The organism is Streptomyces odonnellii, assembly GCF_000981895.1.
Classification (GTDB): Bacteria; Actinomycetota; Actinomycetes; order Streptomycetales; family Streptomycetaceae; genus Streptomyces; species Streptomyces odonnellii.
The window spans coordinates 23,417-34,926 of the sequence record NZ_LATD01000166.1; the positions used below are offsets into that span (position 1 = coordinate 23,417).

The following is an 11,510-nucleotide window of genomic DNA, read 5'->3' on the forward strand; positions in this document are numbered from 1 at the left end:
CGTCGGCAGTTCTACGACGGTGGCCCCGGCCGTCCGGCCGGGTGCGACGGAAACGGGCGCTTACGACGGCGGCTCCAGCGGCCCAGCGGCCGGGCTGTCGGCGGCGAGCGACATCACGGGCGTTCCGCGCCAGCGGAGCCGTGATGCCGGGGCGACGGCAGTCGTTCCGGGCCCGTCCGGACCCGTACCGCCGCCGTCGGCGTCCGGTGTCGGGATGTCGGTCGCGGGCGTCGCCGGGGCGACCGCGCAGCCGACGGTCGATGCCGGGGCGTTGGACGGCGGCGGCGCCGGCGGGGCAGCGGTCACGAACGTACCGTCGCAGCCGGCGCACGGCGTCGAGTCGTCGGTCGCCGGGGCCGTCGCGCCCGCCAAGGCGGTCGGCGTCCGGGCCGAGCAGCGGCGGGGCAAGGGGCTGGTCATGTCGCCGCGCGCTCTGCGGTTCGCCGCGTTGGGGGACTCGCTCACCTCCGGCGTCGGTGACCCCGTCGACGGCGGGTGGCGCGGGTGGGCCGCGTTGCTCGGTGGAGCGCTCGGGCCCGCCCGGGCGGCCGGGGCCGGGGGCGAGAGCCCCGTACGGTTCCACAACTTCGCCGTCAGCGGCGCCCTGACCCGCGATGTCGAGGAGGAGCAGGTCCCCGCGGTCCTCGACTTCGGCCCCGACATCGCCTCCGTCGTCGTCGGCGTCAATGACACGCTCCGCTGCGCCTTCGACATCCAGGACATAGCCCAGCGCCTCGACCGCGCCTGCGCGGCCCTCGCCGCCCGCGGCGCCGTCCTGCTGACCACCTGTCTGCCCGACCCCGGGAGCATGCTCGGACTGCCTCTGCCGCTCGCCCGTCCCCTCGCCCGCCGCCAGCGCGCGCTCAACGCCGTCGTGCACGCCCTGGCCGCCCGCTACGACACGATCCATCTCCATATGGCCGACGCCGCCTGGGTCGGCGACCGGTCGCTGTGGAGCGCCGACCGGCTGCACCCCGGAGAACGCGGCCACCGCATGATCGCCGCGCGTTTCCACGCACCGCTCGCCGCGCGCGGTCTCGCCATCGGCCCTCCGCCGTCCCTGGAGGCCGACCAGGCCCCGCCCAGCCGCGCCGCCGTCATGTTGTGGCTCGCCACCAAGGGGGCCGGCTGGGTGGCGCGCCGCTGCCAGGACCTCCTGCCGGAGCTGCTGCGGCTCGCGGGCGACGAGGTACGGCACTGGGCCCGCGGCACCAGCGCCCGTCTCGACGCCCACGCCGAACAGGCCCTCTCCCGGGCCCTCGCCACCCTGTCCCCGCTCTCCGCACCGCTCGCACCGCTGTCGCCAGGTGTCCCGCTTGCGAGAATGGGGGAATGACCGGGCGCTGGGAATTCTGGATCGACCGGGGCGGCACCTTCACCGATGTGGTGGGCAGGCGCCCCGACGGAGAGCTGGTCACCAGGAAGCTGCTCTCGCACCACCCCGAGCGGTACCGGGACGCGGCGGTCGCCGGTATCCGGCTGCTGCTCGGTCTCGGTCCGCGGGACCCGGTCCCGTCCGACCGGATCGCCCTCGTGAAGATGGGGACGACCGTCGCCACGAACGCGCTCCTTGAGAGACGTGGTGAGCCGACCGTCCTCCTCATCACCGAGGGCTTCCGGGACGCCCTGCGGATCGCGTACCAGAACCGGCCCCGGCTGTTCGACCGCAGGATCGTGCTCCCCGAAGCGGTGTACGACCGAGTCGTCGAGGTCCCCGAGCGGGTCGACGCGCACGGCGCGACCGTACGGCCCCTCGACACCGGCACCGTCACCGAGCGGCTCCGCGAGGCCCACCGTGACGGCTTCCGCAGCGCCGCCGTCGTCCTGATGCACGGCTACCGCCACCCCGCGCACGAGAGCGCCGTCGCCGAGGCCGCGCGCGTCGCGGGATTCACGCAGGTGAGCTGCTCGCACGAGGTCAGCCCGCTGATCAAGCTGGTGCCGCGCGGCGACACCACCGTCGTGGACGCCTATCTCTCCCCGATCCTGCGCCGCTATGTCGACGAGGTCGCCCAGGAACTGCGCGGAATCCGGCTGATGTTCATGCAGTCCAACGGCGGCCTGCGGGAAGCCGCCCACTTCCGCGGCAAGGACGCCGTCCTCTCGGGCCCGGCCGGCGGAGTCGTCGGCATGGCCCGTACGGCACGGCAGGCGGGCTTCGAGCGGGTCATCGGCTTCGACATGGGCGGCACCTCCACCGATGTCTCGCACTACGCGGGCGAGTTCGAGCGGGAGCTCGGCACCCAGGTCGCCGGGGTCCGGATGCGCGCCCCCATGATGAACATCCACACCGTCGCGGCGGGCGGCGGCTCCGTCCTGCACTTCGACGGCCAGCGCTACCGTGTGGGACCCGACTCCGCGGGGGCCGAGCCGGGCCCGGCCTGCTACCGGCGCGGCGGCCCGCTCACCGTCACCGACGCCAATGTGATGCTCGGCCGTGTCCAGCCCGCCCACTTCCCGGCCGTGTTCGGCCCGCACGGAGACCAGCCCCTGGACACCGAGGTGGTACGACGGCGCTTCGAGGAGCGCGCCGAGGAGGTCCGGAAGGCCACCGGTGTCGCCCGTACCCCCGAGGAGGTCGCGGCCGGCTATCTGGAGATCGCCGTCCTGAACATGGCGAACGCCGTCAAGAAGATCTCCGTGCAGCGCGGCCGCGACATCACCCGCTACGCACTCACCAGCTTCGGCGGCGCCGGCGGACAGCACGCCTGCGCGGTCGCCGACGCGCTCGGGGTGGACACCGTGATCGTGCCGCCGCTCGCCGGGGTCCTCTCCGCGTACGGCATCGGCCTCGCCGACGCCACCGCCATGCGTGAACAGTCCGTCGAGGCCGAGTTGACCGAGGAGACGCTGCGCCGGGTGCGCGAGCTGTGCGGCTCGCTCGTCGCGCGCACCCGCGCCGAACTGCGCGCCGACTCCGTCCCCGACGCGGCGATCAGCACGCGCGCGCGGGTGCTGCTGCGGTACGCGGGTACGGACGCGAGTCTGCCGGTCGCGCTGGACGGGGTGGCGGCCATGGCCGGGGCGTTCGAGGACCAGCACCGTGCGCGCTATGCCTTCACGATGGACAAGCCGCTGGTCGTGGAGGCCGTATCGGTGGAGGCCGTGGGGACTTCGGGGCCGTCCGCTCCGTACACCCCCCGGCGCTCCGACGGCCGGCCGGAACGGACCGAACCGATCGCCGACGCGGAACCCATGGCCGACGCGGAACCGATCGCTGGCGTGGAACCGTTCGCCTCCGTAAGGATGTTCAGCGAAGGCCGTGTCCACGACACCCCGCTCCACCGCAGGGACGATCTGCGTCCCTCCGACACCGTGACCGGCCCCGCCGTGATCGTCGAGGCCGACGCCACGACCGTGGTCGAGCCCGGCTGGCGGGCGACCGCCGGCGAGTACGGACATCTGCTGCTCACACGCGTACGGCCGCGCCCCTCGCGGACCGCCGTCGGCACGGATGTGGATCCCGTGCTGCTTGAGGTGTTCAACAACCTCTTCATGGCGATCGCCGAGCAGATGGGCGTACGCCTGGAGAACACCGCCCATTCCGTCAACATCAAGGAGCGGCTCGACTTCTCCTGCGCCCTCTTCGACGCCGAGGGCAACCTCATCTCCAACGCGCCCCACATCCCCGTCCACCTGGGCTCCATGGGCGAGTCGATCAAAGAAGTCCTGCGGCGCAACGAGGGCACCCTGCGGCCGGGCGATGTGTACGCCATCAACGACCCGTACCACGGCGGCACCCATCTGCCCGACGTGACCGTTGTGACGCCGGTCTTCGACACGGCCGGTGAGCGGCTGGACTTCCTGGTGGCCTCACGCGGCCACCACGCCGAGATCGGCGGCATCAACCCCGGCTCCATGCCCGCCTTCAGCAGGACCGTGCACGAGGAGGGCGTCCTCTTCGACAACTGGCTGCTCGTCAGGGACGGCCGGTTCCGCGAGGCCGAGACCAGGCGTCTGCTCACCACCGCGCGGTATCCGTCCCGCGACCCCGACACCAACCTCGCCGACCTGCGGGCCCAGATCGCCGCGAACGAGAAGGGCATCGCCGAACTGGCCCGTATGGTCGACCAGTTCTCCCTGCCGGTCGTCCAGGCCTATATGGGACATGTACGGCGCAACGCCGAGGAGTCCGTACGCCGGATCCTCGCCGACTTGGACGACGGCTCGTACCGCTACGAGACCGACGGCGGCGCGGTGATCGAGGTCGCGCTGCGCGTCGACCGCGCGGCCAGGAGCGCCGTCCTCGACTTCACGGGCACCTCCCCGCAGCTCCCGGGCAATTTCAACGCGCCCACATCGGTGGTGATGGCCGCCGTGCTCTATGTCTTCAGGACGCTCGTGGCCGACGACATCCCGCTCAACAGCGGCTGTCTCGAACCGCTGGAGGTCCGCGTGCCGGACGGCTCGATGCTGGCGCCCGCCTACCCGGCGGCGACCGTCGCGGGCAATGTGGAGACCTCGCAGGCCGTCACCGGCGCGCTCTACGCGGCCCTGCGCGTGCAGGCCGAGGGCTCGGGCACGATGAACAACCTCACCTTCGGCAATGACCGGGTGCAGTACTACGAGACCGTGGCCGGCGGTTCCGGCGCGGGCGACGGGTTCGACGGCGCCGACGCCGTACAGACCCATATGACCAACTCCCGGCTCACCGACCCCGAGGTGCTGGAATGGCGCTATCCGGTACGGGTCGACGCCTTCGCCGTACGGGACGGCAGCGCCGGGCCGGGCCGGTGGCACGGCGGCGACGGCGTCGTCCGCCGGATCCGTTTCCTGGAGCCCATGACGGTCGCACTGCTGACCGGCCACCGCAGGATCCCCCCGTACGGCATGGCCGGCGGCGGCCCGGGCGCGCTCGGCGCCGACGAGGTGGAGCACGCCGACGGCACCGTCACCCCGCTGCGGGGCGTGGACTCGGCGGAGGTCGGCCCCGGGGACGTACTGGTCATGAGGACACCGGGCGGCGGCGGTTACGGCACGGCTCCCTCGTAACTGTCCGGGCCGCGCAGCCCGGTGGGAGTGCTGTCGCCCGTGCCCGCTTCAGCGCCGTACGGGAACGAACCGTACGGGCGTGCCGGGCGCCGCCTGCGCCGCCGCCGGGAGGTCCCGCTCCAGGACGACCGCGACCACCGGATAGCCGCCGGTGGTCGGATGGTCGGCGAGGAACACCACGGGACGCCCGTCCGGAGGGACCTGCACCGCCCCGGTCACCATGCCCTCGCTGGGCAGTTCGTCCGGTACGGCGCGTTCCAGCGGCGGGCCCTCGGTGCGCAGCCCGATGCGGTTGCTCGCGGACGACACCCGGTAGCCGCGGGTGGCCAGGGTGCGCAGGGCGCCGGCGCCGAACCAGTCGTCGCGGGGGCCGAGCCGTATCCGCAGGACCAGTTCGGCCGGCGGCGACGGAACGGGCGTCCAGTCCACCGGTGCCGCCCGGCCCGCCGGCGGACCCAGTGGTACGGCCTCGCCGTCCCGCAGCGGCGCGGGTCCGAGGCCCGACAGCAGATCCGTGGACCGGCTGCCCAGCACCGGTTCCACCGCGATCCCGCCGCCGAACGCCACATAGGCGCGGAGACCGTGGACGGCGGGGCCGATATCGAGGACCGCGCCCGCGGGGACCCGTACGGCAGCGCCCCAGGCCACCGGCCGCCCGTCCACGGACACCGTGCACGGCGCGCCGGTCACCGCCACGACGGCCGGGCGGCGCGGCCGTACCGCGCATCCGGTGACCGTCGTCTCCAGCGCCGCGGCGCCCGCGGGATTGCCCACCAGCCGGTTGGCCAGCCGCAGTGCGGGCGGATCGAGCGCTCCCGAGCGCGGTACGCCCAGATGGGCATGCCCGTACCGGCCCAGATCCTGCACCGTGGTCAGCGCCCCGGCGCGGACGACCCCGAAGGCCCGGTCCGTCACGAGGCGGCCATACCGTCGTCCACCGGCACGAACCTGACCCGGGTCCCCGGCGTGAGCAGCGCGGCGGGCGCGCGCTCCGGGTCCCAGAGGACCGTGTCCGTCGTCCCGATGAGCTGCCAGCCGCCTGGCGAGGAGCGCGGATACACCCCGGTGTACGGTCCCGCCAGCCCGACGGAGCCCGCGGGCACGGCCGTACGCGGAGTGGCCCTGCGCGGTACGGAATACCGCTCCCCGAGCCCGGTCAGATAGCCGAAACCGGGCGCGAACCCGCAGAAGGCGACGCGGAATTCGGCCGCCGAGTGGATCCGTACGACGTCGTCCTCCCGCACCCCCCACAGCGCCGCCACATCCGCCAGATCGGGACCGTCGTACCGGACCGGCAGCGCGACGGTCTCCTCCGCGCGCCCGAGCGGTGCCCGGCTCCGCCAGCCGTCGAGCCCCGCCGCGAAGCCGGCCGGATCGTCAAGACCGTCGAGCAGGACGGTACGGGCCGCGGGCACTATCTCGCCGACCGGCGGCAGGGTGCCCTCGGCGCGGCGGCGCAGCAGTTCCGCGTGGAACGCCTCTGTCGCCTCGCCATCGGCCAGTTCGACCAGCAGCGCCCGTTCGCCGACCGGCAGCGCCCTCATACGAACGCCTCCACCCGGACGCCGGAGGCCTCCAGCTGGCCGCGCACCCGCCGGGCCAGACCGACCGCGCCCGGGGTGTCGCCGTGCACACACAGCGACCGGGCCCGGACCGCGACGGACTGCCCGCACCGCGAGGTCACCACCCCGAACCGGGCCATGGAGACGGACCGTTCGACCACGGCCGAGGCGTCCGTGATCACAGCGCCGTCCTGCCCGCGCGGCACCAGCGTGCCCTCCGGGGTGTACGCCCGGTCGGCGAACGCCTCGGTGACGACGGGCAGTCCGGCCTTCTCCGCGTGCTCGTGCAGCCGGGAGCCCGGCAGTCCGAGCACCGGCAGCCGCTCACCGCTGAGCATGATGCCCTCGACGACGGCCTCGGCCTGCTCCTCGTCGCGTACGACCCGGTTGTAGAGCGCGCCATGCGGTTTGACATAGGAGACCCGGGCACCCGCCGCCTTCGCGAACACCTCCAGCGCGCCGATCTGGTAGGCGACTTCGGCGGCCAGCTCGTCCGTCGGCACCTCCATGGACCGGCGGCCGAACCCCGCCAGATCGCGGTACGAGACCTGGGCGCCGATCCGTACGCCGCGCTCCACCGCCCAGTCGCACACCCGCCGCATGGTCGCGGGGTCGCCGGCGTGGAACCCGCAGGCCACATTGGCGCTGGTGACGACGGAGAGCAGCGCCTCGTCCTCGGTCAGCCGCCAGCGGCCGAAGCCCTCGCCGAGGTCGGCGTTGAGATCGATGGACGCCCAGGTCATGAAGCCACCTTCCGATCGGATCCAGTCGGTTTCGTCAGAGCAGCTCGCGCCCGCGCGTTTCGGGCAGACCGAGCAGCGCGACCACGGCGAGACCGTAACCGACGGCGCCGAAGACCAGCGCGCCGCCGACCCCCCAGCTCGTGGCCAGAAAACCCACCACGGTGGGGAAGACCGCGCCCACGGCCCGGCCCGTGTTGTACGTGAACCCCTGGCCCGTACCGCGTACCGCCGTCGGATACAGCTCGCTGAGGAACGAGCCGAAGCCACTGAAAATGGCCGACATGCAGAACCCGAGCGGGAATCCGAGAACCAGCAGCCAGCCGTCCGCCGCGGCCGGGAGATTGACGTAGGCGAGGATCGCGAGCCCGGAGAGCACCGCGAAGATCGCCACGTTCTTCTTCCTGCCGAGCCGGTCGGTGAGATAACCCCCGGTCAGATAGCCCGTGAAGGCGCCGGTGATCAGGAAGGTGAGATAGCCGCCGGTACCGATGACCGTGAGGCCCCGGTCGGACTTCAGATAGGTCGGCACCCAGGTGGCGAGCGTGTAATAGCCGCCCTGGACACCGGTGGACAGCAGGGTCGCGAAGAAGGTCGTACGGAGCAGGTCGCCGCGGAAGATGGCGCCGAACGAGCCCTTCTCCGCGCTGGTCCTGCGCTGTTCGGCCGCCGCCGGGGCGTCGCTGACGTTCCGGCGTACGTACACGATCAGCAGCGCGGGCAGCGCGCCCGTCCAGAACATCACCCGCCAGGCGGTGTCCGCGTCCAGGAACTGGAACACCAGGGTGTAGACGACGACGGCGAGTGCCCAGCCGGCCGCCCAGGCGCTCTGGACGGCGCCGAGCGTACGGCCGCGGTGCTTGCCGGACGCGTACTCGGCGACCAGGATCGCGCCGACGGCCCACTCGCCGCCGAAGCCCAGGCCCTGAAGTGCGCGGAAGACCAGCAGGGTCTCGTAGTTGGGCGCGAAACCGCAGAGCACCGTGAAGACCGCGTAGGTGATCACCGTGATCATCAGGGCCTGCACCCGGCCGATCCGGTCGGCGAGCACCCCGGCGACCGCGCCGCCCACCGCGGAGACCACGAGCGTGACGGTGGTGAGAAGTCCGGTCTGGCCGCTGTCGAGACCGAAGTAGGCGGCGATCGCCACCATGCTCAGCGGCAGGGTGAAGAAGTCGTAGGAGTCCAGGCCGTAGCCGCCGAACGCGCCCGCGAACGCGCGGCGCCCCTGCGGTCCCAGTGCCCGCAGCCACGCTGACGCACCGGTGTCGTCGGGGAGTTCGTCCTTGTCCAGACGTGCTTGGGTCGTGCTCATCTGCACCTCGCAGGAGGGTGAGTGTGCTGGGACCGTGAGCCGTTTTCACCGTAGGGGATTGTTCAACGATCCGACAAGGCTCATGTTGTTTCGTTCTTGCTTCTACGATGAGTCCAGGACGGGGGCCAGACCGGACGGACTCAGGGAGAGAGCGCTGTGGGGACGAGCGGGACCGAACTCGGCGAACTGGCGGACGACCGCCCGCTGCTGGGCCGTACGAGCACGGCGGAGCGGGTCGCGGACATCCTGCGGACCCGGATCGCGGAGGGCTACTTCCCGCCGGGGGAGAAGCTGTCCGAGGACGCCATCGCCAAGGCCCTGGCCGTCTCGCGCAACACCTTGCGCGAGGCGTTCCGGCTGCTCACGCACGAGCGGCTGCTGGTCCATGAACTCAACCGGGGGGTCTTCGTCCGGGTGCTCGCGGTCGAGGACGTCGAGGACATCTACCGCACCCGCCGGCTGATCGAGTGCGCGGTGGTACGGGGGCTGGACGGGCCGCCGTTCCCGGTGGACGGACTGGAGAAGGCGGTCTCGGAGGGCGAACAGGCGGCACGCGAGGAGATCTGGAAGGGCGTCTCGACGGCGAACATCCACTTCCACCGCGAACTGGTCGCGCTGGCGGGCAGCGCGCGCACCGACGAACTGATGCGCGGGGTCCTGGCGGAACTGCGGCTCGCCTTCCACGTGGTGGACGATCCGCGGGGCCTGCACGAGCCGTATCTCGTACGGAACCGGCAGCTCCTGGAGTCGCTCAAGTCGGGGGACAGGGACGGTACGGAGCGGATGCTGGCGGCGTATCTGGACGACTCGCGCGAACGGCTGGTGGCGGTGTACGCGGGGCTGGTGGCGGAGGACGGGACGGAGTCCGGCTGACGCTCCGCGCGATCGGTGCGTGCGATCGGTGCGTGCGATCGGTGTGCGCGGCCGGTACGCCGGGGGCCGGGGGGCCGTGGCGGAGGCATGGCCGGTACGCGTGGCCGGTTACGGCATCCCGGGGCACGGTCGCTTCCGCACCGTTTCGACCGATGTCAGTGCGAGGACCTAATCTGTGCCACGTGACTTCGCACGCCTCGACGGACTCCGTTCCGCCCCAGCTCAGCGCGGGGCCGCGGCCCGCGCAGGGCCCGGCCGCCGACGAGGGGCTCGCGCGGCGGCTGCGCGCGCTCGCGTGCACCGCGCCGCTGCACGACCTGGACACCCGCAAGGCCAATCTCGCGGGCGAGTACGCGATATACGGCATGGCGGAGGTCGCGCTCGCCGCGATCGATCTGGTCACTCTGAACATGGACTTCGACACCGGCGCCGACCACGAGCAGATAGTGGGCAGGCTCCTGCCCCGTATCGCCGCCCAGGCACCGGGCCGTCCGGCCGCCGAACACGAGCGGGTGGCGCGCTGGGTGCTGGAGAACCTGATCAATGTCGGCAGCGTGGACCGCGGATTCCGCGCGGTCTACGGCACCTTCGGCACCGACGGCGTCTACACCCGCAGGGACTACGACTTCAAGCTCATCGAGGAAGTCCCGGGCCACGGCGGCAGCGTGTATCTCCGTACGACCGACGAGGCGGTCAATGTGCTGGTCGGCGCGCTCGACACGGATGTCACCAGCGCGCAGATCGCCGCCGAGGTCAAGCTGGAGGTGCTGATCAACAGAGGCAGGCTCGCCGACGCGCAGCTCGCCGCGGAGCAGGCGCGCTACCGCACCGTGCAGTACGCGGAGACCCTCCGCCGCACGCTGGAGGCGACCCGGCGCAATGTACGGGCGGTCGACTGGCTCAACTCCGTACCCGACCTGATCGACGAGGCGCTGAACCATGTCGCCGACCGCTACCGCCACGAGAACGCGATCCTGACCAATATCCGCAAGGCGCGCGACGAGGCCGAGACCGGCGCCGACCCCAGGACGGCGGAGCACAAGCGGCGCGCCGCCGAGCTGGTCGACATCGTCAAGGACTGCATCCGCCGGCACACCCAGCTCCAGTCCCGGCTGCTGGAGGCAGGCCCGCTCTTCCGCGCCGAACAGGACCGGCAGGCCTTCGCACGGCCCACGGCCCATACCGGCCTCGACCTGTACGGGCAGCTCGTCGCACCACTGCTGCCGCTGCCGGTCGAGCGGGCGACGCGCGTGACGGACGCGTTCTTCGCCCGGGGCACCGGGCTGCGCACGCCCGCGTCCGTGCGGGTCGGCGATCTGATCGACCTGCTGCTCACACCGCCGCTGGAACGGGAGCACCTCGGCGCGGAGATGCCGGAGCCGGACCTGATCGCGACCCCGGACGACAGCCGCTTCAGCGAGGAGCAGCTCGCGAACGCGAAGGCCCTGCTCGACCTGGAGCACGACGCCCCGCGCCGCCTCTCCGGCCTCCTGTCGGACGCCCGCCGCTCCGACCCCGAACTTCCGTACCTGGTGGCGCTCCTGGCCATCCACGCGGCGAGCCCCCCGGTGGGCACGGCGCACCGTCAGGGCGAGGAACGCCTGCTGTTCGCGGTGGACGACGGGACGCCGCTGGAGGACCCGGAGTTCGGCGGGGCGGACCTGATAGTGGGCGTGGCACGGTTGGGGGTGGCGTAGGTGTGTGGCCGGACGGGACGGGTCCCCGGCGCCGGGGCGGCCGGCACCGGAGTGCGAGGCGCGCCTGCGGCGCGGGGTCCGGCGGGTGGTGCCGGGTGCCGGTGCCGGGGGGCATTTCCAGCCCGTCCGGCGATTGAGGACGGAACCGGTGACCCCGGTGCCGGGGGGCAGAATCAAGCCCGTCCGGCGATTGAGGACGAAGCGGCCACCGGGCGCTCCCGGTAGCCCCCCACAGACACAGGAGCCCGCACCCCGTGAGTGAGCAGCACCCCAAAGGCACGGGCACCGGTAGCGATACCGGCGTCGCGCCCGCCGTCCCCACCCCCCTCAC

8 protein-coding genes are annotated in these 11,510 nt (G+C 72.6%); 4 read left to right on the forward strand and 4 right to left on the reverse strand.

Annotated features, from left to right (window positions below):
- Positions 1 to 418: 418 nt before the first annotated feature.
- Positions 419 to 1,336 (forward strand): SGNH/GDSL hydrolase family protein, encoded by a 918-nt coding sequence (locus WH07_RS37635; RefSeq protein WP_046500750.1) that lies wholly within the window; start codon positions 419 to 421, stop codon positions 1,334 to 1,336.
- Positions 1,333 to 4,992 carry a hydantoinase B/oxoprolinase family protein gene (locus WH07_RS16815; RefSeq protein ID WP_046500739.1) on the forward strand — a complete coding sequence of 1,220 codons (3,660 nt, stop codon included), beginning with the start codon at positions 1,333 to 1,335 and terminating at the stop codon, positions 4,990 to 4,992. The genes WH07_RS37635 and WH07_RS16815 overlap by 4 nt, the downstream gene beginning before the upstream one ends.
- A gap of 48 nt (positions 4,993 to 5,040) precedes the next feature.
- On the opposite strand, the gene WH07_RS16820 is transcribed toward WH07_RS16815, so the two are convergent.
- The 4 genes from WH07_RS16820 to WH07_RS16835 are packed head-to-tail and all read right to left on the reverse strand — an operon-like array spanning position 5,041 to position 8,609.
- The gene (locus WH07_RS16820; protein ID WP_046500740.1) at positions 5,041 to 5,907 is read right to left on the reverse strand and encodes a 5-oxoprolinase subunit C family protein; all 867 of its coding nucleotides are present in this window, start codon (positions 5,905 to 5,907) and stop codon (positions 5,041 to 5,043) included.
- Complete coding sequence (gene pxpB / locus WH07_RS16825) at positions 5,904 to 6,536, reverse strand: 5-oxoprolinase subunit PxpB (RefSeq protein ID WP_046500741.1); 633 nt, start codon at positions 6,534 to 6,536, stop codon at positions 5,904 to 5,906. Before pxpB ends, WH07_RS16820 begins: the two co-directional genes overlap by 4 nt.
- Positions 6,533 to 7,297: a LamB/YcsF family protein gene (locus tag WH07_RS16830; RefSeq protein WP_046500742.1), complete on the reverse strand. Its 765-nt coding sequence runs from the start codon at positions 7,295 to 7,297 to the stop codon at positions 6,533 to 6,535. The genes pxpB and WH07_RS16830 overlap by 4 nt, the downstream gene beginning before the upstream one ends.
- A 34-nt stretch (positions 7,298 to 7,331) precedes the next feature.
- Positions 7,332 to 8,609, reverse strand: a complete 1,278-nt coding sequence (locus tag WH07_RS16835) for an MFS transporter (RefSeq protein ID WP_046500743.1) — start codon at positions 8,607 to 8,609, stop codon at positions 7,332 to 7,334.
- A 156-nt stretch (positions 8,610 to 8,765) separates the two neighbouring features.
- On the opposite strand from WH07_RS16835, the gene WH07_RS16840 reads away from it, so the two are divergent.
- A complete protein-coding gene (locus tag WH07_RS16840) occupies positions 8,766 to 9,482 on the forward strand; it encodes a GntR family transcriptional regulator (RefSeq protein WP_046500744.1) in 717 nt (238 codons plus the stop codon).
- 182 nt (positions 9,483 to 9,664) lie between these two features.
- Complete coding sequence (locus WH07_RS16845; protein ID WP_046500746.1) at positions 9,665 to 11,179, forward strand: hypothetical protein; 1,515 nt, start codon at positions 9,665 to 9,667, stop codon at positions 11,177 to 11,179.
- Positions 11,180 to 11,510: the final 331 nt, after the last annotated feature.